18 protein-coding genes are annotated in these 21917 nt (G+C 63.0%); 11 read left to right on the top strand and 7 right to left on the bottom strand.

Translation table 11 applies throughout. The features are described 5' to 3' along the window. Positions 1-48 precede the first annotated feature (48 nt). Complete coding sequence (locus ACF8O8_RS19845) at positions 49-867, bottom strand: pyruvate, water dikinase regulatory protein (RefSeq protein ID WP_010953083.1); 819 nt, start codon at positions 865-867, stop codon at positions 49-51. A gap of 191 nt (positions 868-1058) precedes the next feature. On the opposite strand from ACF8O8_RS19845, the gene ppsA reads away from it, so the two are divergent. From ppsA to ACF8O8_RS19805, 8 genes are all read left to right on the top strand, one after another. Further along, a complete protein-coding gene (gene ppsA / locus ACF8O8_RS19840; protein WP_019752139.1) occupies positions 1059-3434 on the top strand; it encodes a phosphoenolpyruvate synthase in 2376 nt (791 codons plus the stop codon). A gap of 101 nt (positions 3435-3535) precedes the next feature. Then, entirely contained in the window at positions 3536-4528 is a 993-nt protein-coding gene (locus tag ACF8O8_RS19835) for an alpha/beta fold hydrolase (protein WP_010953084.1), read from the top strand. Between the two features lie 356 nt (positions 4529-4884). Continuing rightward, the gene (gene rraA, locus ACF8O8_RS19830; RefSeq protein WP_010953085.1) at positions 4885-5376 is read left to right on the top strand and encodes a ribonuclease E activity regulator RraA; all 492 of its coding nucleotides are present in this window, start codon (positions 4885-4887) and stop codon (positions 5374-5376) included. Between the two features lie 27 nt (positions 5377-5403). Beyond that, on the top strand, positions 5404-6399 hold the full coding sequence (locus tag ACF8O8_RS19825) for a zinc transporter ZntB (protein ID WP_003248655.1): 996 nt from the start codon (positions 5404-5406) through the stop codon (positions 6397-6399). An 87-nt stretch (positions 6400-6486) separates the two neighbouring features. Continuing rightward, positions 6487-6759, top strand: coding sequence for a hypothetical protein (locus tag ACF8O8_RS19820; RefSeq protein WP_010953087.1), 273 nt, complete (start codon positions 6487-6489; stop codon positions 6757-6759). 2 nt (positions 6760-6761) lie between these two features. Beyond that, a complete protein-coding gene (locus ACF8O8_RS19815) occupies positions 6762-7586 on the top strand; it encodes a mechanosensitive ion channel domain-containing protein (RefSeq protein ID WP_010953088.1) in 825 nt (274 codons plus the stop codon). 113 nt (positions 7587-7699) lie between these two features. Continuing rightward, a complete protein-coding gene (sigX, locus tag ACF8O8_RS19810; RefSeq protein ID WP_003248665.1) occupies positions 7700-8266 on the top strand; it encodes an RNA polymerase sigma factor SigX in 567 nt (188 codons plus the stop codon). A 111-nt stretch (positions 8267-8377) separates the two neighbouring features. Continuing rightward, a complete protein-coding gene (locus ACF8O8_RS19805; RefSeq protein WP_010953090.1) occupies positions 8378-9412 on the top strand; it encodes an OmpA family protein in 1035 nt (344 codons plus the stop codon). A gap of 85 nt (positions 9413-9497) precedes the next feature. Here ACF8O8_RS19805 and cobA read toward each other — a convergent pair whose 3' ends face one another. The 5 genes from cobA to ACF8O8_RS19780 form a co-directional block, all read right to left on the bottom strand. Continuing rightward, the gene (gene cobA, locus ACF8O8_RS19800; RefSeq protein WP_392510307.1) at positions 9498-10238 is read right to left on the bottom strand and encodes a uroporphyrinogen-III C-methyltransferase; all 741 of its coding nucleotides are present in this window, start codon (positions 10236-10238) and stop codon (positions 9498-9500) included. Positions 10239-10265: 27 nt separating this feature from the next. Further along, entirely contained in the window at positions 10266-11936 is a 1671-nt protein-coding gene (locus ACF8O8_RS19795) for a protein kinase (RefSeq protein ID WP_392510306.1), read from the bottom strand. A 9-nt stretch (positions 11937-11945) separates the two neighbouring features. Then, positions 11946-13157, bottom strand: a complete 1212-nt coding sequence (locus tag ACF8O8_RS19790) for a NarK/NasA family nitrate transporter (RefSeq protein WP_049586692.1) — start codon at positions 13155-13157, stop codon at positions 11946-11948. Between the two features lie 184 nt (positions 13158-13341). After that, a complete protein-coding gene (locus ACF8O8_RS19785; protein ID WP_003248677.1) occupies positions 13342-13917 on the bottom strand; it encodes an ANTAR domain-containing response regulator in 576 nt (191 codons plus the stop codon). 12 nt (positions 13918-13929) lie between these two features. Continuing rightward, positions 13930-15144: a CmpA/NrtA family ABC transporter substrate-binding protein gene (locus ACF8O8_RS19780; RefSeq protein ID WP_392510305.1), complete on the bottom strand. Its 1215-nt coding sequence runs from the start codon at positions 15142-15144 to the stop codon at positions 13930-13932. A gap of 137 nt (positions 15145-15281) precedes the next feature. Here ACF8O8_RS19780 and ACF8O8_RS19775 point away from each other — a divergent pair, with 137 nt between their 5' ends. Then, positions 15282-16304, top strand: coding sequence for a quinone-dependent dihydroorotate dehydrogenase (locus ACF8O8_RS19775; protein WP_010953095.1), 1023 nt, complete (start codon positions 15282-15284; stop codon positions 16302-16304). A gap of 143 nt (positions 16305-16447) precedes the next feature. Here ACF8O8_RS19775 and rmf read toward each other — a convergent pair whose 3' ends face one another. Next, the gene (gene rmf, locus ACF8O8_RS19770; RefSeq protein WP_003248687.1) at positions 16448-16663 is read right to left on the bottom strand and encodes a ribosome modulation factor; all 216 of its coding nucleotides are present in this window, start codon (positions 16661-16663) and stop codon (positions 16448-16450) included. A gap of 562 nt (positions 16664-17225) precedes the next feature. On the opposite strand from rmf, the gene rlmKL reads away from it, so the two are divergent. Both rlmKL and ACF8O8_RS19760 read left to right on the top strand, forming a co-directional pair. Continuing rightward, the gene (gene rlmKL / locus ACF8O8_RS19765; protein WP_010953096.1) at positions 17226-19418 is read left to right on the top strand and encodes a bifunctional 23S rRNA (guanine(2069)-N(7))-methyltransferase RlmK/23S rRNA (guanine(2445)-N(2))-methyltransferase RlmL; all 2193 of its coding nucleotides are present in this window, start codon (positions 17226-17228) and stop codon (positions 19416-19418) included. Between the two features lie 94 nt (positions 19419-19512). Further along, entirely contained in the window at positions 19513-21903 is a 2391-nt protein-coding gene (locus ACF8O8_RS19760; protein ID WP_350297572.1) for a diguanylate cyclase, read from the top strand. Positions 21904-21917: the final 14 nt, after the last annotated feature.

Raw genomic sequence — 21917 nt, 5'->3', positions numbered from 1 at the left:
CCTGGGCTGGCCCTTTCGCGGGTGAACCCTCTCCTACAGGGGGGGGCGTTACTTGAACCGCCTCTCCACGCCTTTTTCGACCAGGATCTTGGCGGAAATCTCTTCCACCGAAAAATGCGTGGAATTGATATTGGGAATGTTCTCCCTGCGGAACAGGCTTTCCACTTCACGCACTTCGAATTCGCACTGGGCAAAGCTGGAATAACGGCTGTTGGGCTTGCGTTCGTGGCGGATGGCGGTGAGGCGGTCGGGGTCGATGGTCAGGCCGAACAGCTTGCTGTGGTGCTTTTTCAGCACCGCCGGCAGCTGCAGGCGCTCCATGTCGTCCTCGGTCAGCGGGTAATTGGCGGCACGGATGCCGAACTGCATGGCCATGTACAGGCAGGTTGGGGTTTTGCCGCAACGCGACACGCCAACCAGAATCAGGTCGGCTTTGTCGTAGTAGTGGGTGCGTGCACCATCGTCGTTATCCAGGGCGAAATTCACCGCCTCGATGCGTTCCATGTAGTTGGAATTGCCACCAATCGAGTGGGATTTGCCCACGGAATACGACGAATGGGCAATCAATTCCTGCTCAAGTGGGGATAAAAACGAAGAAAAGATGTCGATCATGAAGCCATTCGACGTCGCCAGGATCTCGCGGATGTCCTGGTTGACAATGGTGTCGAAGATGATCGGGCGGACCCCATCCCGCTCGGCCGCAGCGTTGATTTGCTGGACCATGACCCGCGCTTTGTCCGGCGAGTCGATGTAAGGGCGGGTGAATTTGTTGAAGGGAATGCTCTCGAATTGCGCGAGCAAACTCTGGCCCAGGGTTTCGGCAGTGATACCGGTGCCGTCGGAGATGAAGAACGCGGTTCGTTTCATTTGCGATCTGGGCCTTAAGCTGATGGCGATTCTTGGATATGATAAGTTCGGTTTGCCGAATGCGGCTGTCGACATTCTGCCACATTTGCAGCGCCTATTTTCCAGGTACAGGCCACAAACGCCCGGCCAAGTCATAGAAGACAGGCGGGCGCCTTTTGAGCTTTTCCAACACAGTTAGTGGAGAGATCACCTTGGTAGAGTACGTAGTTTCCCTCGATAAGCTCGGCGTCCATGATGTGGAGCATGTGGGGGGCAAGAACGCATCCCTGGGCGAGATGATCAGTAACCTCGCCGGTGCCGGCGTGTCGGTGCCGGGCGGCTTTGCCACTACGGCTCAGGCGTACCGTGACTTTCTCGAGCAGAGTGGGCTGAACGACCGCATTCACGCCGCGCTCGACGCGCTGGACGTTGACGACATCAATGCCCTGACCAAGACCGGCGCGCAGATTCGCCAGTGGGTCATGGAAGCCGAATTCCCGCCACGCCTGGATTCGGAAATCCGTACGGCCTTCGCCGAAATGGCCGCCGGCAACGACAACATGGCCGTTGCCGTGCGTTCCTCGGCTACCGCTGAAGACCTGCCGGACGCCTCGTTCGCCGGCCAGCAGGAAACCTTCCTCAACATTCGCGGCGTCGATAACGTGATCCGCGCGGCCAAGGAAGTGTTCGCTTCGCTGTTCAACGACCGCGCCATCGCCTACCGCGTGCACCAGGGCTTCGATCACAAGCTGGTTGCCTTGTCTGCCGGTGTGCAGCGCATGGTCCGCTCCGAAACCGGCACCGCCGGGGTGATGTTCACCCTCGACACCGAGTCGGGCTTCCGCGACGTGGTATTCATCACTGGCGCCTATGGCCTGGGCGAAACCGTCGTACAGGGTGCGGTCAACCCTGACGAATTCTACGTGCACAAGAACACCCTGCAGGCCGGCCGCCCGGCCATCCTGCGCCGCAACCTGGGCAGCAAGGCGATCAAGATGGTCTATGGCGACGAAGCCAAGGCCGGCCGTTCGGTCAAGACCGTCGAAGTCGACCGCGCCGAGCGCGCACGCTTCTGCCTGACCGATGCCGAGGTCAGCGAGCTGGCCAAGCAGGCCATGATCATCGAGCAGCACTACCAGCGCCCGATGGACATCGAGTGGGCCAAGGACGGTGACGACGGCAAGCTGTACATCGTCCAGGCCCGCCCTGAGACGGTGAAGAGCCGTTCCAGCGCCAACGTCATGGAACGCTACCTGCTCAAAGAGAAAGGCACCGTGCTGGTCGAAGGCCGTGCCATTGGCCAGCGTATCGGCGCCGGCAAGGTTCGCGTCATCAACGACGTCTCGGAAATGGACAAGGTCCAGCCGGGTGACGTGCTGGTCTCCGACATGACCGACCCTGACTGGGAGCCGGTGATGAAGCGCGCCAGCGCCATCGTCACCAACCGCGGTGGCCGTACCTGCCACGCGGCGATCATCGCCCGTGAGCTGGGTATCCCGGCGGTTGTCGGTTGCGGCAACGCTACCCAGGTGCTGAAAGACGGCCAGGGCGTGACCGTTTCCTGTGCCGAAGGCGACACCGGCTTCATCTTCGAAGGTGAGCTGGGCTTCGACATCAAGCAGAACTCGGTCGATGCCATGCCGGAACTGCCGTTCAAGATCATGATGAACGTCGGCAACCCGGACCGCGCCTTCGACTTCGCCCAGCTGCCCAACGCCGGTGTCGGTCTGGCACGCCTGGAGTTCATCATCAACCGCATGATCGGCGTGCACCCCAAGGCGCTGCTGAACTATGCGGGCCTGCCTGCCGACCTGAAAGACAGCGTCGACAAGCGCATTGCCGGCTACAACGACCCGGTCGGCTTCTATGTCGAGAAGCTGGTCGAGGGTATCAGCACCCTGGCGGCGGCCTTCTACCCGAAAAAGGTCATCGTGCGTCTGTCGGACTTCAAGTCCAACGAGTACGCCAACCTGATCGGCGGCAAGCTGTACGAGCCGGAAGAAGAAAACCCGATGCTGGGCTTCCGCGGTGCTTCGCGTTACATCAGTGAATCGTTCCGTGACTGCTTCGAGCTCGAGTGCCGTGCACTGAAGCGTGTGCGCAACGAGATGGGCCTGACCAACGTCGAGATCATGGTGCCGTTCGTGCGTACCTTGGGCGAAGCCAGCCAGGTCGTCGACCTGCTCGCCGAAAACGGCCTGGCCCGCGGCGACAACGGCCTGCGCGTGATCATGATGTGCGAACTGCCGTCCAACGCCATCCTCGCCGAAGAGTTCCTGGAATACTTCGACGGCTTCTCGATCGGCTCCAACGACCTGACCCAGTTGACCCTGGGCCTGGACCGTGACTCGGGCATCATTGCCCACCTGTTCGATGAGCGTAACCCTGCGGTGAAGAAGCTGCTGGCCAACGCCATTGCCGCCTGCAACAAGGCTGGCAAGTACATCGGCATCTGCGGCCAAGGCCCATCGGACCACCCGGACCTGGCCAAGTGGCTGATGGAGCAGGGCATCGAAAGCGTGTCGCTGAACCCGGACTCGGTACTCGAGACCTGGTTCTTCCTGGCCGAAGGCCAAGGCGCGGCCTGATGCAGTAAACGCGGGGGGGCGTCTGGCGCCCTCCTGCCTGGTTTTTTCCAGGGCGAGCTCCAGCAATGGACCCCGCCCTTTTTTGTGCACCAAGCAACCTTATGCAAAGCAGCAGCACTTTATTCCCCGTGGCCCTGCTCAGTGCCGAGCGCCGCGGCGATCTCAGCGAAGACGTGTATCGGATCAAGGCCGGCAATGGCCCGGACCCCAGCGTCGAGCTCGCCATCACCCGTCTGGGACTGGCCGACCAGGCTCAGGCCCAGGGCGTGCCGGTCATTCTCCTGCACGGCAGTTTTTCCAATCGGCGCTTCTGGTATTCGCCCAAAGGGGTTGGCCTGGGTGCCTACCTTGCGCGCGCCGGTTTCGATGTCTGGATCCCGGAAATGCGAGGCCACGGCCTGTCGCCGCGTAACCATGACTGGAAACACAACAGCGTTGCCGCCTACGCCCGTGATGACCTGCCGCTGATCAACGCCTTCGTGCGCGAGCAATCGGGCCAGGCGCCGCACTGGGTTGGTCATTCCCTGGGTGGCACCACCCTGGTAGCTGCGCTGGGCGGTGGTTTTCTGGCTGCCGAGCAGTTGGCCAGCGTGGCGCTGTTCGGTACCCAGATCAGCCGTGTCTATTGGCCGTTGAAAGTGCCGCCGCTGGCTTGGGGCGCGAAGCTGGTGCTCAAGCGTTGGGGGCAGATATCCGGGCCACGTTTCAAGCGTGGGCCTGAAGACGAACCGATAGGCCTCGCCCTGGAGAGCATGCGCTGGCACGGCCTGTTCGGGCGCTTTGGCGACAAGCAGAACGATTGGTGGGCAGGGCTGGCTGAAGTGGATGTACCGCTGCTGGCAGTGGCCGGTGCAGGGGACTTCCAGGACCCGGTGTGGGCCTGTCGCAAGCTGTTCGAGCAGTTGGGCGGCGAGCGCAAGCAGTTCCTGCGGCTGGGTCGTGAAGAAGGTTTCGAGGCCTTTGGGCATGTCGACATGCTGGTGAGCAAGGCTGCGCAGGTGCAGGTGTGGCCGCTGGTGGAGCGCTGGCTGCACAACCCGCTGCTGCCGGTGCATGCGTCCACTGTCGTTGCGGAACCTGTGCCTGCCAGCTGAGTTTGCTGTACTTGTCATGGCCTCTTCGCGGGTGAATCCGCGCCTACACAGATTGGTGGTGGACGCGCATCGGGGGTGGGACACAGGCCGTCGTGTAGGAGCGGGTTTACCCGCGAAAGGGCCGGGCCTGCTGGCCAATCTCCACCGGCCGTTCACCTTTGACGCCGCCACCGTATTCGCGGGTAAACCCGCTCCTACACCTGGATAACGCGCGTTCCTGTGCAGGAACGGGTCACGCATGGAAGGGCCGAGACAGGATGAATACAAATGACTGCCCGGTCCCGGATGACTACGACAGCCTCCAAGGTGTAGCCTTGGCCGATACCCGCTTTCGTTGTGACTGACAGGAGCTTCCCATGCAGCATTACGTAACGCCCGACCTGTGTGACGCCTACCCGGACCTGGTACAAGTGCTGGAGCCGATGTTCAGCAATTTTGGTGGCCGCGATTCGTTCGGTGGCCAGATCGTTACCATCAAGTGTTTCGAGGACAATTCGCTGGTCAAGGAGCAGGTCGAACTCGACGGCAAGGGCAAAGTGCTGGTGGTCGATGGCGGTGGGTCGCTGCGCCGTGCGCTGCTCGGCGACATGCTCGCCGAAAAAGCCGCAAAAAACGGTTGGGAAGGCTTGGTGATCTACGGCTGCGTGCGTGATGTCGACGTGCTGATCCAGACCGACGTTGGCGTGCAGGCCCTGGCCAGCCACCCGATGAAGACCGACAAGCGGGGTATTGGCGATCTCAACGTGGTGGTGACCTTCGCCGGGGTAACCTTCCGCCCGGGTGAGTATGTGTATGCCGACAACAATGGCGTGCTGGTCTCGCCGAAACCGCTGAAAATGCCGGAGTAATGCGCCGCACGCGCTGATGGAGCTTTGATGTTCGAGGAAGACAACGCGCAGTGGGGGCTGGTGCATGCCCTGGTGCTCGATGGCAAAGGTGGCGCGCGCTCGATTGCCCGTACCGAACTGGACGACCTGCAGTTGCAACCGGAGCAGAGCCTGTGGCTGCACTGGGACCGCAGCCATCCGCAAACCCGTTCCTGGCTGCTGCACGACAGCGGCCTGAGCGAGTTCGCCTGCGAGCTGCTGCTGGAAGAAAACACCCGGCCGCGCCTGCTGCCCATGGCGGACGAACAGCTGTTGCTGTTCCTGCGGGGGGTCAACCTCAACCCGGGTGCCGAGCCCGAAGACATGGTTTCGGTACGCATCTTCGCCGAGGCGCAGCGGGTTATTTCGCTGCGCCTGCGGCCGTTGCGCGCCAGCGATGAAATTCTCCAGCTGCTGGAACAAGGCAGGGGGCCGAAATCGGCCTCGGAACTGTTGCTGTTGATGGGCGAGTTGCTGACCGAAAAGGTCCAGGGCCTGGTCAGCGACCTGGCCGAGCTCGTCGATCTGGAGGAAGAAAAGGTCGAATCCGACGAGCGGTATGCCCCGGAGCAGGGCAGCCTGCAGCAGATCCGCCGCCGTGCCGCTGGCTTGCGCCGCTTTCTCGCCCCGCAACGGGAAATCTACGCGCAGTTGTCGCGCAGCAAATGGAGCTGGTTCGCCAATGCCGACGCCGATTACTGGAATGAACTCAACAACAGCCTGATCCGCTACCTCGAAGAGCTGGAACTGGCCCGCGAACGCGCTGCGCTGGTGCTGGAAAGCGAGGACCGGCGGCGCAGCGAGCGGATGAACCGCACCATGTACCGCTTTGGCATCATCACCTGCATCTTCCTGCCCATGAGCTTTGTCACCGGGCTGCTGGGCATCAATGTCGGCGGCATCCCCGGGGCGGAAAACCCTTTGGGCTTCCTGTTCGCCTGCATCGTCGTGCTGGGGTTGGCCGTGGGGCAGTGGTGGCTGTTCCGGCGGTTGCGGTGGGTATAGCTGTGCAATTTGAAACCTTCGTGCCAACAGGATGTGTGACCCGTCGCCCGGCCATCTCGTCTCTTGCTGACACTGCGCGAGGTGCCCATGCACGATCCGTTTGAAGAATCCCTGCGCGACCTGCTCAAGGCGTCACCCTCCGGCAATGACCGGGACGACCGGGACGACGCCGCTTGCCTGGGTCGCGTGCTGAAAACCGCCAACCGCCAGGTTGGCGCGGGTGATCTGTTCAGCCTGCTTGGCCGCTGGAGCCAGGCGCTGCTGATTGCCGTGAACAATGGCTCGGCGCATGTTGCGCCGGTGCGTCGACACTCTTCCCGCAACGCTGCCAATGGCAGCAAAGCAGATAAGGCCGATTGAATATGGAACTCGATCTCTGGACCCAGAGCCTGGTCACCGCGATGACTGCCCTTTGGACCAAGGTAGCGAACTTCATCCCCAACCTGTTCGGCGCGCTGGTCGTGGTGCTGCTCGGTTTCGTGGTGGCCAAGCTGCTCGACACGCTGCTGTCCAAACTGTTGGCCAAATTTGGCCTGGACCGCCTGATGGCCGGCACCGGCCTCACCAAAATGCTCGGTCGGGGCGGCATCCAGGTGCCGATCTCGACCCTGATCGGCAAGATCGTCTATTGGTTCGTGCTGCTCATCTTTCTGGTATCGGCCGCCGAATCGCTGGGCCTGGAGCGGGTTTCGGCAACCCTCGACATGCTCGCCCTGTACTTGCCCAAGGTGTTCGGCGCGGCCCTGGTGCTGCTGGCCGGCGTACTGCTGGCGCAGGTGGCCAACGGCCTTGTGCGTGGCGCTGCCGAAGGTATCGGCCTGGAATACTCGGCGGGCCTGGGGCGTATTACCCAAGGCCTGGTGATCATCATCAGCATCTCGGTGGCCATCAGCCAGCTTGAAGTGAAAACCGACCTGCTGAACCACGTCATCGTTATCGGGCTGATTACCGTTGGTCTGGCCGTTGCCTTGGCCATGGGCCTTGGCAGTCGCGAAATTGCCGGGCAGATCCTGGCCGGCATCTACGTGCGCGAGCTGTACCAAGTCGGCCAGCAGGTGCGGATTGGAGAGGTCGAAGGGCATATCGAGGAGATCGGTACGGTGAAGACGACGCTGCTGACCGATGATGGCGAACTGGTGTCACTGGCTAACCGCGAGCTGCTTGAACAGCGCGTCAATAGCCGCTAACCGCACAAAAGCTGTTAATGTATGCCGCCGCGAAATTCGACCCACGGGGTCGCGCGGCGACATTGACCTGACTGTCGGCCAGATCCGTTTTGAATAAAGTTCATTCGCCGCCCATGCGCTATGACCCCCGCGAGCTCACAGACGAAGAGTTGGTGGCGCGTTCGCATGAGGAGCTGTACCACGTTACCCGCGCCTATGAAGAGCTCATGCGGCGCTACCAACGGACCCTGTTCAACGTCTGTGCGCGTTATCTGGGGAACGACCGTGACGCGGACGATGTCTGTCAGGAAGTGATGCTGAAAGTGCTGTACGGGCTGAAGAACTTCGAGGGTAAGTCGAAGTTCAAGACCTGGCTCTACAGCATCACCTACAACGAGTGCATTACCCAGTACCGCAAGGAGCGCCGCAAACGTCGGTTGATGGATGCCTTGAGTCTGGACCCTGTTGAAGAGGCGTCCGAAGACAAGGCTCCGAAGCCGGAAGAAAAAGGCGGGCTGGACAAGTGGCTGGTGCATGTGAACCCGATTGACCGGGAAATTCTGGTGCTGCGTTTTGTCGCAGAGCTGGAATTTCAGGAAATTGCCGACATCATGCACATGGGCCTGAGCGCGACGAAAATGCGTTACAAGCGCGCGCTAGACAAGCTTCGGGAGAAATTTGCCGGCCTTGATGAAACTTAGTGGCGTGCAAATATCTCTAACGAACCGGCGAGTTCTGCTAGACTCGCCGTCGAGTTGTCCCTCTTGTTTGTGGTGGGACTGCTTAACTATCACCAGATGGGGATTTAACGGATGAAACTGAAAAACACCTTGGGCTTGGCCATTGGTTCGCTTGTAGCCGCCACTTCGATTGGCGCTATGGCACAAGGTCAAGGCGCCGTCGAGACTGAAATCTTCTACAAGAAAGAATTCTTCGACAGCCAGCGCGACTTCAAGAACGACGGCAACCTGTTCGGCGGCTCGATCGGTTACTTCCTGACCGACGACGTTGAGCTGCGTCTGGGCTACGACGAAGTGCACAACGCTCGTGGCGAAGACGGCAAGAACATCAAGGGCTCGAACACCGCCCTGGACGCCGTTTACCACTTCAACAACCCGTACGACGCCATCCGTCCGTACGTTTCCGCTGGTTTCTCGCACCAGTCGCTGGGCCAGACCGGCCGTGGCGGTCGTGACCACTCCACCTTCGCCAACGTTGGCGCTGGCGCCAAGTGGTACATCACCGACATGTTCTATGCCCGTGCCGGCGTAGAAGCTCAGTACAACATCGACCAGGGCGACACCGAGTGGGCCCCGAGCGTTGGTGTTGGCCTGAACTTCGGCGGTAGCCCGAAGCAAGCTGAAGCTGCTCCTGCTCCAGTTGCTGAAGTCTGCTCCGACTCCGACAACGACGGCGTGTGCGACAACGTCGACAAGTGCCCAGACACCCCGGCCAACGTTACCGTTGACGCCGACGGCTGCCCGGCTGTTGCCGAAGTCGTTCGCGTTGAGCTGGACGTCAAGTTCGACTTCGACAAGTCGGTCGTCAAGCCTAACAGCTACGGCGACATCAAAAACCTGGCTGACTTCATGAAGCAGTACCCACAAACCACCACCGTGGTTGAAGGTCACACTGACTCCGTGGGTCCAGACGCTTACAACCAGAAGCTGTCCGAGCGTCGTGCCAACGCTGTCAAGCAAGTGCTGACCCAGCAGTACGGCGTAGAATCCAGCCGTGTTGACTCGGTTGGCTACGGCGAAACCCGTCCGGTTGCTGACAACGCCACCGAAGAAGGCCGTGCTGTCAACCGTCGCGTTGAAGCTCAGGTAGAAGCCCAGGCCAAGTAATTGGTTTGAAGCTTCATGAAAAACCCGGCCTCGGCCGGGTTTTTCTTTGCCTGGGTTTAACCGGCCCTGAAGGCCGCTCCTGCGGTCAGCCTGCGATTGCAATCCGCCCCATAGCCTGCTGCTCCCCAACCACCTCCCCAATCACCAGGATTGCCGGGCTACGCAAACCAAACGCCCGCGCAGCTTCCACCATTCCCTGCACATCGCTTCTGCACTCCCGCTGCTGCGGCAACGAGGCATTTTCGATCATCGCCACCGGCATTCCCGGCGCCATGCCCCCCGCCAGCAATCCTTGGCGCACTTGTTCCAGCCGCGCCACTCCCATGTAGACCACCAGCGTTGTCCCGCCCTGAGCCAAGGCCGCCCAGTTCAGCTCGCTATCGTCCTGGGTGTGCGCCGTCACCAGCGTCACCCCTCGGCTCACGCCCCGTGAAGTCAGGGGAATCCCGCATTGGGTGGCCCCGGCCAGGCCGGCGGTGATGCCATTGATCACCTCCACTTCGATGCCATGCCCTTGCAACCACAGCGCCTCTTCACCGCCACGGCCGAAAATGCAAGGGTCGCCGCCCTTGAGCCGCACCACGCAACGGCCCTGTCGCGCGTGGCGCAGCATCAGGCGCTGAATGAACGCTTGAGGTGTAGAGCGGCAGCCACCGCGCTTGCCCACGGTCATTACCCGGGCCTGCGGGCAATGCTCGAGCACTGCCGGGTTGACGAGGTCGTCTACCATGACCACGGCGGCTTGCTGCAACGCACGCACTGCCTTGAGGGTGAGCAGTTCAGGGTCACCAGGGCCGGCACCGACCAGCCATACTTTTGCATTCATCAGCGTTTCCTCATCGGCAAGGCGCGTTCAGCCCTTGAGCAGGGTGAACAGCAGTATCAGATTGATCAGCAACGACAACAGGGCCAGGGTGCGCCATACCTTCAGCGGCTCGCGTTCCAGCAGCGGCCGGGGTCGACTGGGCAGTTCCTGGCGGTCGCCGCGCTCGAGCAGCAGCAACCAGTGTTCGGCGGTTTCGAAGCGCTGCGCCGGGTCGCTCGCCACGGCCTGCAGCAGGTTGTGCTGCAGCCATTCCGGCAGGTCGGGTCGGTAGCGCGCGGCGTTGACCGGCTGGCCGAAGCGCGGGCGCTGGAAGGCCTCTACCTCGCCGTACGGGTAGTGTCCGGTCAGCAGGTGGTACAGGGTCACGCCCACTGCATACAAGTCCTGACGCGGGCTGGGCGGGTGGCCATCGAATGCTTCCGGGGCGATATACGAGGGCGTGCCGGGCAGCTCGTGCAGCGGGTCTTCGGACAGGCCCGAGCAATAAGCCAGGCCGAAGTCCAGCAGGCGCAGCTGGCCATCACGGCCCAGGTGCAGGTTGTCTGGCTTGATATCGCGGTGCAGCAAGTTGCGCCGATGCAGCACACCGACTGCCTGCAGCAGTTGCCGTGCGACTTCCAGCCATTGCGGCAGGGGCAGCGGGCCCTGTTCGGCCAGCAACGCCGCCAGGTTCTGGCCGGGATATTCGCGCATCACGTAGTACAGGTGCTGGCGCTGACTGGCGGCGTGTAGCTCGGGGAAGTGCCGGCCGGCGATGCGGCGCAGAAACCACTCTTCCAGCAACAGCCCTTGCGCCGCCCCCGGTTCCTGTTCGCGTGCAGTGGGCAGGGTCTTGAGCAGCCAAGGCTGGTTCTGGCTATCGCGCACTTTGTACAGCAAGGACTGGCGGCTGTGCGCATGCAGTGTTTCGACCTGCCAGCCGTCGATCACCTGGCCTTCGCGCAGCGGGCCGGGCACTGGCCATTGTTGCAGTTGCGCCAGGGTATCGCCCAGGTTGGCCGTGCCCAGTTGTTCGACTTGCACCAGTAAGGCGCTGGCGTTGTCCTTGCTGCCGCTGAGGTGGGCACTGGCCACCAGGGTGTCGGCGGCCAGTTGCAGGTCAGTTTGCTCGCGCAGCACGGCCTGGATGTGCTGTTCGCCCAGGCTGGCCCAGACCCCGTCGCTGAGCAGCAGAAAACATTCGCCCGGTTGCAGCTCGCCTTCCAGGTAATCCACCAGCAGGTGCTGGTCCAGGCCCAGCGCCCGTTTCAGTACATGCTGCATGCCCGGTTGGTCCCAGACATGGTCTTCGCTCAGGCATTGCAGGTTCCCCTCGTGCCAGCGGTACACCCGGCAGTCGCCTACATGGGCCAAGGTAAAGCGCCGGCCGCGCAACACCAGCGCGCTAAGTGTGGTCAGCAACGGCTGGCCGCTGCCCTGGGCGCGCAACCAGCGGTTTTGCGCCAGCAGCAGGCGGTCGAGGGCCTGGGCCACGCTCCAGGTGGCCGGCGTGGCGTAGTAATCCAGGGCCAGTGCCTGCAGGCTGGCGCGCGCCGCCAGGCCGCCGTCGGCACATTGGCTGACGCCGTCGGCCAGGGCGAACAGGTAGCCTTTGCTGGCGGCCAGTTCTGGTGCCGGCGTGACCAGGCGCAGGGCGTCCTGGTTTTCCGCGCGCGGCCCGGTGGCGCTGGCTTGGGCAAAACTCAGTTGCAGGCTCATCGGCGTGCCTCAGACCCGTGCTGCGGTGACTGCAGCCGAGCCCCAGGTGGTGCGCCAGCGCTGTTTCACCCCGTGCAGGCCGAACCAGGCCAGCAGGCCCAGGCTGGCGAACAGCCACAGCCCCAGTTGATAATCGCCAGTGTGCTGCTTGATGGTGCCAAGCCCGGCCGCCAGCAGGAAGCCGCCGATGCCCCCGGCCATGCCGATCAGGCCGGTCATTACCCCGATCTCTTGGCGGAAGCGTTGTGGCACCAGTTGGAACACTGCGCCATTGCCGGCACCCAGGCCGAGCATGGCGCTGACGAACAGCGCCAGTGCGGCTGCGGCAGAGGGCAGGTTGAAGCCGACTGCGGCAATGCAGATGGCGGCGACGCCGTACATGCCCAGCAGGGTGCGGATGCCGCCAAAACGGTCAGCCAGGGCGCCGCCGAGCGGGCGCATCAGGCTGCCGGCGAACACACAAGCGGCGGTGTAGTAGCCGGCGGTGACCGGGCTCAGGCCGTATTGGTCGCTGAAATAGCCGGGCAGGGCGCTGGCCAGGCCGATGAAGCCGCCGAAGGTCACGCTGTAGAAAAACATGAACCACCAGCTGTCACGGTCGCCCAGTGCCTTGAGGTAGTCGGCCATGGCTTTCGGCTTGGGCCGTTGTGGGGCATTGCGCGCCAACAGGGCGAACACCACCAGCGCCAGTGACAGCGGGATCAGCGCAAAGCCGAACACATTGTTCCAGCCAAAGCCGGCTGCCAGTGCCGGTGCCAGCAAGGCCGCGAACACCGTGCCGGAGTTGCCTGCGCCGGCGATGCCCATGGCCTTGCCCTGGTGCTGTGGCGGGTACCACTGCGAGGCCAGCGGCAGCGAGACGGCGAAGGACGCACCGGCAAAGCCCAGGAACACGCCTAGCAGCAGGGCCTGTTCATAGCTGTGTACGCCAAGGTGCCAGGCTGCGGCCAGGGCGACGATGACCACCACCTGGCCGATCAGGCCAGCCGTCTTGGGCGACAGGCGGTCGACCAGAACGCCCATGGCGAAGCGCAGGATTGCCCCGGCCAGGATCGGCGTGGCCACCATCAGGCCCCGTTGTTGTGCGCTCAGTTGCAGGTCGGCAGCAATCTGCACCGCCAACGGGCCCAGCAGGTACCAGACCATGAAGCTGAGGTCGAAGTACAGAAACGCGGCGAACAGCGTGGGCACATGCCCGGATTTCCAGAAGCTGGCACTCATCGAACACCTCACTCGGTAGTACAACGGAACGAAAAAGACGCCGCTACCCGCTCCATGGGTGTGGAGGGGAGAGCGACGTCTTTGTCGGGATTCAAGTGGGGTAACCGCCGTTGGCTACCGGTGAGATTTGTTCAGCAAGAGATGGGCCAACTTCCGGGGCGGCTTGCTCGGAATTTTCAGCGCATCAGCCGAGCATCTCATGCATGGCAATGATCTGTTCGGCAACCTGGATCAGCTTCTGCTGCCGGCTCATGGCCTGGCGACGCATCAGGGTGTAGGCCTGCTCTTCGTTGCAGTCCTTCATTTTCATCAGCAAGCCCTTGGCCTGCTCGATGCGCTTGCGTTCGGCCAATTGCTGGTCGCGCGCCAGCAGCTGTGCCTTCAGTGCCTGGTCGCTTTCGAAGCGGGCCATGGCCACGTCCAGGATCGGCTGCAGCCGCGCAGCATGGATACCTTCGACGATATAGGCACTGACCCCTGCCTGGATCGCCTGGCGCATCATCCCGGGGTCGTGCTCGTCGGTGAACAACACGATGGGCCGCGGCTGGTCACGGCTGACCAGCACTACCTGTTCCATCACATCGCGGTCTGGCGAGTCGGTATCGATCAGCACCACGTCCGGGCGCACCGTTTCGACGCAGGCGGGCAGGTCGATGGTCAGGTCTGGGGCTTCGATGATCTCGAAGCCGGCCTCACTCAACGCAGCCCTCAGGCGACCGAGCTTGCTCTGGGTGTCGTCGATCAGCAGGATGCGCAACATGTTCGTCCCCCCTCACGCGCCGACACGGGCATCGGGCAGGTCGCCCAAGGCATGCAAGCTGAAACTGCGGGCATAGCCGAAGGGGTCGCTGCCGTCCCAGCGGGAGCCATCGATCAGCAGGCTGCTGCGCATCGGTTGGCCTGGGCAAGCGATGCCCAGGCTCTGTGCGGCCTCGCTGTACAACTGCAGTTGCTGGACCTGCCGGGCCACGCCGAGGTAGTTGGGGTCTTCGCGCAGCAGGCCCCAGCGGCGGAACTGGGTCATGAACCACATACCATCGGACAGATAGGGCAGGTTGGCCCGGCCTTGGTCGAACAGGCGCAGGGCGTGTGGGTCTTGCCACTGGTTGCCCAGGCCATCCTCATAATGGCCGAGCAGGCGGGGGGCTATGCTGTCCAGCGGGGTGTCCAGGTAAGCGCTTGCGCTGAGCAGTTGCGCGGTGCTGCGGCGGTTTTCCGGGCTTTGCTCGATGAATCGGCTGGCGGTGAGGATCGCCTTGATCAGCGCACGGGCGCTGTTGGGGTATTGCTCGGCAAAGACGCGGGCGCAGGCCAGGACCTTTTCCGGGTGATCCGGCCAGATCGACTGGCTGGTGGCCAGGGTGAAGCCTTGGCCTTTGGCCACCGCGTCGGCGGCCCAGGGCTCACCAACGCAGAAGCCGTCAATGCGCCCGGCCTGGAGGTGTGCAGCCATCTGCGCCGGTGGCACCACTACGCTGTCGACGTCGCGCAGCGGGTGAATGCCCTGGCTGGCCAGCCAGTAATACAGCCACATGGCGTGGGTGCCGGTGGGGAAGGTCTGGGCGAACGTCAGGCGTGCGCCATGCTGGTGCACCAGGCGCGCCAGTGCCTCAGGGTTGGTCACGCCCTTGCGCTGCAAGGCAGGGGACAGGTTGATAGCCTGGGCGTTCTGGTTCAACCCCATGAGCACGGCCATGTCGCTGGCAGGTACGCCGCCAATGCCCAGGTGCACGGCGTAGACCAGGCCATACAGGCAATGGGCGGCGTCCAGTTCGCCGCTGACCAGCTTGTCGCGCAGCCCGGCCCACGAGCCCTGGCGCTGGAGGTTGAGGGTAAGGCCGTGCTGCTGGGCGAAGCCCTGGGTGGCGGCGACCACGACCGAGGCGCAGTCGGTCAGGGCCATGTAGCCGATGTTCAGGCTGGTTTTTTCCGGCGCGTCGCTGCCGTTGACCCAGGCCAGGGGCGTTGCTCGGGGTACAGTGTTCACAAGAGTCCTCGCCCTTACTGATAAGGCTGTGGGCCGAACGGGTGCAACCGATGTGCCAAGCGCTCCACGATTTGCTGTCCTGCCAGCCCCGCGCTGGCTATAATCGCCCCCTCACTCACCCTGAGCCTTGCCCGCCCATGTATACCCTGGCCCGCCAGCTGCTGTTCAAGCTTTCCCCGGAAACTTCCCACGACCTGTCCCTGGACCTGATCGGCGCCGGTGGCCGTTTGGGCCTCAACGGCATGCTGTGCAAGCAACCGGCGTCATTGCCGGTTTCGGTCATGGGCTTGAACTTCGCCAACCCGGTGGGGCTGGCGGCTGGCCTGGACAAGAACGGCGCGGCCATCGACGGCTTCGCCCAGCTGGGCTTCGGTTTTGTCGAAATCGGCACTGTCACCCCGCGTCCGCAGCCTGGCAACCCCAAGCCACGGTTGTTCCGCCTGCCGGAAGCCACGGCCATCATCAACCGCATGGGCTTCAACAACCTGGGCGTTGATCACCTGCTGGGGCGCGTACGCGCCTCGCGCTACAAGGGGGTGCTGGGCATCAACATCGGCAAGAACTTCGATACCCCGGTCGAACGTGCTGTCGATGACTACCTGATCTGCCTGGACAAGGTCTACACCGCCGCCAGCTACATCACGGTCAACGTCAGCTCGCCCAATACCCCGGGCCTGCGCAGCCTGCAGTTCGGCGACTCGCTCAAGCAGTTGCTCGACGCCCTGGCCGAGCGCCGCGAACAACTGGCCGGTGCACATGGCAAGCGCGTGCCCCTGGCAATCAAGATCGCGCCGGACATGAGCGACGAAGAAACGGCGCTGGTGGCCGCTGCGCTGATGGAGTCGGGCATGGATGCGGTGATCGCCACCAACACCACGCTGGGCCGTGAAGGTGTCGAAGCATTGCCGTACGGTGGCGAGGCGGGCGGCCTGTCGGGCGCACCGGTGCTGGAGAAGAGCACCCATATCGTCAAGGTGCTGGCAGGTGAGCTGGGCGGCAAGTTGCCGATCATTGCCGCCGGGGGCATTACCGAAGGCCGCCATGCTGCCGAGAAGATCGCGGCCGGGGCGAGCCTGGTGCAGATCTACTCGGGCTTCATCTACAAAGGGCCGGCGCTGATTCGCGAAGCGGTGGATGCTATCGCGGCAATGCCGCGGTGACCAGCCCGCCCCTGTGGGGGGGCGGGTGGGTGCAGCTGATGAGGTTTGCCAAGGCATAAAAAAGGGCCCCTTCAAGGGGCCCCTGGGCCTTCGCCCGCCGCCCGGATGGGGCGTGCATGGTAAATCGAATTCAGTGTCCTCGTTCAGCCAACGGCGTGATTTTCGTTGAGTCTATGGATGCCAGCGGTGCCAGTCATTCCGTCCCAGTTATCACCGCGACCTTCACGCCAGCCGTTGATCCAGGCTTGGCGAACAGAAGGAAGATTGAAGGGGCAAAGTTCGCGGGATTTGCCGGTGACCCCGTATTGGTAGCCACGTGAATATGCTCTTTCCAACGGATCACGCTTAAGTCTTCTCATAGGGTGTTGCCCTCACTTGTTGACTGTAATGTCCCGTCGGCCTCTCCGAGGCCGGGCAGAGTCGTTCTGCCGGTTTGCGCTCGCTGCCGGCGTGGCGAGCTGAAAGTGCCGCCTCGTTGCGAAGCGGCCTGAGACCAGTTCTATCGAATGCGAGTCACGGTGTGAATGACCGATTTGTCATAAGCACGTAACCTTTCCAAGGGTGAGGGGATAAGTAAATAAATGCGACTCAACCTTGTTTGGTGTTTAGCCCTTCAATGATCGGGGTTTGCCGATCTTTGACGTCATTTCGCCAGCGTTGTTTGCGGATGACAGAAATAATTTGAAATGCGACGAAGGGTCACATTGGCCCGGAGATCGCCAGAATTACGCGTACTGCCTGATGATCTAAGCTGTCCTTGCCACTGGGCCAGGCACGGATCGGTCAGGCGGCCCGGCTTTTCTGCAGCACGTTGTGTGTCGCAGAAGGCCACCCGCACGCCTGCTGGAAAGGTGTACGGGCAAACATCGCGGGGCGATGCGTCGCCCCGTCAGTCAAATAGCCCAAGGCGCTGGAATACTCATGTCGGACCGTTTCGAACTTTACCTCACCTGTCCCAAAGGCCTTGAAAGCCTGCTCGCCGAAGAGGCCAAGGGCCTCGGCCTTGACGAGGTGCGCGAGCACACCTCGGCCATTCGCGGCGCCGCCGACATGGAAACTGCTTACCGCCTGTGTGTCTGGTCACGTCTGGCCAACCGCGTATTGCTGGTGCTCAAGCGCTTCTCGATGAAGAACGCCGACGACCTTTACGACGGTGTGCACGCGGTCGACTGGGCCGACCACCTGGCAGCCGACGGTACCCTGGCTGTGGAGTTCAGCGGCCATGGCTCTGGCATCGACAATACCCACTTCGGTGCGCTGAAGGTCAAGGATGCGATCGTCGACAAGCTGCGTAACCGCGAAGGCCTGCGCCCGTCCGTGGAAAAGATCGACCCTGACGTGCGTGTGCATCTGCGCCTGGACCGCGGCGAGGCCATTCTGTCCCTCGACCTGTCTGGGCACAGCCTGCACCAGCGTGGCTACCGCCTGCAGCAAGGCGCCGCGCCGCTGAAGGAAAACCTGGCGGCAGCGGTGCTGATCCGTGCTGGCTGGCCGCGTATTGCTGCCGAAGGTGGTGCGCTGGCCGACCCGATGTGCGGCGTGGGTACCTTCCTGGTCGAGGCCGCGATGATCGCCGCCGATATCGCCCCCAACCTCAAGCGCGAACGCTGGGGCTTCAGTGCTTGGCTCGGCCATGTGCCGGCGCTGTGGCGCAAGGTGCATGACGAAGCGCAGGCGCGCGCGCAGGCCGGCCTGGCCAAGCCACCGCTGTGGATCCGTGGCTATGAGGCTGACCCACGGCTGATCCAGCCGGGCCGCAACAACGTCGAGCGTGCCGGCCTGGGCGACTGGGTGAAGATCTACCAGGGCGAAGTGAGCACCTTCGAGCCACGCCCGGACCAGAACCAGAAAGGCCTGGTCATCAGCAACCCGCCCTACGGTGAGCGTCTGGGTGACGAAGCCAGCCTGCTGTACCTCTACCAGAATCTGGGTGAGCGCCTGCGCCAGGCCTGCATGGGCTGGGAAGCAGCGGTATTCACCGGTGCGCCGCAACTGGGCAAACGCATGGGTATTCGTAGCCATAAGCAGTACGCGTTCTGGAACGGCGCATTGCCGTGCAAGCTGCTGCTGTTCAAGGTGCAGCCGGACCAGTTCGTCACCGGTGAACGCCGCGAAGCGCAACCTGAAGGCACCGAAGCCCGACAGCAGGTGCCGCAGGCCAGCGAGCCCGCGCGGCTCTCGGAAGGGGCGCAGATGTTTGCCAACCGCCTGCAGAAGAACCTCAAGCAACTGGGCAAGTGGGCCCGTCGCGAGCAGATCGACTGCTACCGGCTGTACGATGCCGACATGCCCGAATATGCCCTCGCGGTCGACCTGTATCAGGACTGGGTACACGTGCAGGAATACGCCGCGCCACGTTCGGTCGACCCGGACAAGGCTCAGGCCCGTCTGCTCGACGCACTGGCTGCCATCCCGCAGGCGCTGGGCATTTCGCCGCAGCGTGTAGTGCTCAAGCGTCGCGAGCGGCAAAGCGGCACGCGCCAGTACGAACGTCAGGCTACCGAGGGCCGTTTCCAGGAAGTGAACGAAGGTGGCGTCAAGCTGCTGGTCAACCTCACCGACTACCTGGATACCGGGCTGTTCCTCGACCACCGCCCGATGCGTATGCGCATCCAGCGCGAGGCTGCCGGCAAGCGCTTCCTCAACCTGTTCTGCTACACCGCCACGGCCACCGTGCACGCGGCCAAGGGCGGTGCGCGCAGCACCACCAGCGTCGACCTGTCGAAAACCTACCTGGACTGGGCACGGCGTAACCTGGCGCTCAATGGCTATTCCGAGCGCAACCGCCTGGAGCAGAGCGATGTAATGACCTGGCTGGAAGGCAACCGTGACAGCTACGACCTGATCTTCATCGACCCGCCAACCTTCTCCAACTCCAAGCGTATGGAAGGCGTATTCGACGTGCAGCGTGACCATGTGCAGCTGTTGGACCTGGCCATGGCCCGTCTGGCGCCGGGGGGCGTGCTGTATTTCTCCAACAACTTCCGCAAGTTCCAGCTGGACGAGCACCTGATGGCGCGTTACGTGGTGGAAGAAATCAGCGCCCAGACCCTGGACCCGGACTTCGCCCGTAACAACCGTATCCATCGCGCCTGGCGTTTGCAGCTTCGTTGAGGCGACGAGGTACATTGCACGGCTAATGGCCAATAGCTATAACTGAGGGCAGGGCAAGATAATCCGCAGGACGCTGACGTGACGAGATGGGTGTATGTCAAAGTGTGGCGTGCGTGCGCGGTTGCTTGGCTTGTGCACAGAGAGGGCGTCCGCCTGGGCGATGGCGCTGATTGCACTGGTGGCGGGCGGCTTGTTGACCGCTGCCTTGGCATTTGCCGCGCACACCTTCTACAAACAGCAGCTGCGCCAGCGCTTCGAGCTGCTGGCCAGCGAGCGCGCCAGCCGTATTGCCGAGCGCTTTGACGAACAGCAGCAGCGCTTGGACGGGCTGCGGCGGTTCTTCAGTTTTTCCAGCGAGATCACCCCGCGCGAATTCGACGGCTATGCCCGACCACTGCTGCAACGCACCTTGGCCTATGCCTGGGCGCCGCGCGTCGAGGCTGCGCAACGCGCCGAATTCGAGCGCCTGGCCAGTGCCCATACCGGCCCAGGTTATGTGATCCGTGACCAGGACGCGCAAGGCCAATGGCGCCCGGCTTCGCAGCGCGACCATTACTTCCCGGTGCTCTATACCCAATCGAGCGAGCGGCCCGGGTTGCCTTACGGCCTGGACCTCGCTGGTCAAAGCGAGCCCCAGGCGGCCCTGGCGCGGGCGCTGGCGCCGGGCAGCATGGCGGTGTCCGAGCCATTGGCCCTGTTCGATACCCAGTCGGCAGAGCGCGGCCTGCTGATGGTGGCGCCGGTATTTTCCGATGCCGACCCCCGCGGTGCGGCAGTGGGCTATGTGATGGCGTTGCTGAGCATGCGCGAGCTGGTCAGCGACGGTCGACCGGTAGCGGTTGATGACAACCTGGTCGTGCGCATCACGGACCCGTCCGGGTTACAAGGCCCCGTCGTGTTGTTCGACTCGCAAAATCCGGTCGCGCCCTTGGCCCTGGCCAGCAATCAGTTGTTGCGCCTGGCCGATCACCATTTCCAGCTGAGCATTCAGCCAAGCCAGGCGTTCGCGCAGGCGAACCGCTCCTCGGCGGTGATGGCGGTCGGTTTGTTGGGCGGACTTTTGAGCCTGTTGCTCAGCGTGCTGCTCTACAGCCTGTTCAGCCAGCGTCAGCGCGCCCTGGCCCTGGTCGCTCAGCGTACTGCCGAGTTGCAGGTCAGCGAGCAGTCGTTGCGTGGCACCCACAACCAACTGCGCAGTGTGCTGGATGCCGCGACCCAGGTGGCGATCATCGCCACCAACCTCAAGGGGGTGGTCAGCACGTTCAACGCCGGTGCCGAACGCATGCTCGGTTACGCGGCCAGCGAAGCGATCGGCCGGTTGCGCCTTGAAGACCTGGTACTGCCGGAGGAGCTGAACCTGCGTGCCCAGGCCTTGAGCTTGCGTTTTGGCCGCGCCATTGCTGGCGGCCAGGCGATGTTCGCTGAAACGGTGCAGGAGCACGGGGCCGAGCCTGGCGAGTGGACCTTGCTACGGGCCGATGGCAGCCAGCTGGTCGCCAACATGCTGGTGACTGCCATGCTCGACGAACAGGGGTTGTGGGTTGGCTACCTGGCCATCTGCATTGACGTGACCGAGCGGCGCCGGGTGCATGAGGCGTTGGCAGCGCGTGACCGGTTGCTGGAAAAGCTCAGTGCCGAGGTGCCGGGCGGCATCTACCAATATCGCCTGGATGCCAACGGCCATTCGTGTTTTCCATACGCCAGCATGGGCCTGTATGACATTTATGAGATCGACCTGATGCAGTTGCGTGAGGATGCCTCGGCGGTGTTCGAACGTATCCACCCCGATGACCTGGAACGCGTGCGCCGCTCGGTGCGCTATTCAGCCGAACACTTGTCACCCTGGCGCGAGGAGTATCGAGTCTGCCTGCCACGGGCCGGACTGCGCTGGGTGCGTGGCGAGGCGACCCCGGAAGTGGGCGAGCAGGGCTGCACCCTGTGGCATGGCTACCTGACTGACATCTCCGACCTGAAGGGTGTGGAGGAAGAGTTGCGGGCGCTGTCGGTCACCGACTCGCTGACCGGTATCCATAACCGTCGCTATTTCCAGGAGCGGCTCAAGATCGAACTGGAAAGGGCCCAGCGCGATGGCTTGCCGCTGGCGGTGATCATGCTCGACATTGATCACTTCAAGCGCATCAACGACCGCTTCGGCCATGCCGTCGGCGACCGGGTGCTGCGTAGCCTGTGCCAGCGCATCGCTCAGCGTTTGCGGCGTACCGATGTGTTCTGCCGCTTGGGCGGGGAAGAGTTCATGGTGCTTTGCCCGGGCAGCGATGCCAATCAGGCCCGGCTGCTGGCGCTGGAGTTATGGCAAGGGGTGCGCAATGTACCGGTGGAAGGCGTGGGCCAGGTGACTGCAAGCTTCGGTGTGGCGGGCTGGCGGTCGGGCGAAGGCGCCGATGCCTTGCTGTTGCGCGCCGACGCCGGCGTATATGCGGCCAAACAGGCCGGGCGGGACCGGGTGGAGGGGGAGCCGGTATAAAACCGTGCGCGCGG

The sequence above is a fragment of the Pseudomonas sp. TYF_14 genome, assembly GCF_043105275.1.
Lineage (GTDB): Bacteria > Pseudomonadota > Gammaproteobacteria > Pseudomonadales > Pseudomonadaceae > Aquipseudomonas > Aquipseudomonas alloputida.
Note: the sequence above shows the minus strand (reverse complement) of the source record. Positions and strands in the feature narration are given on the sequence as shown.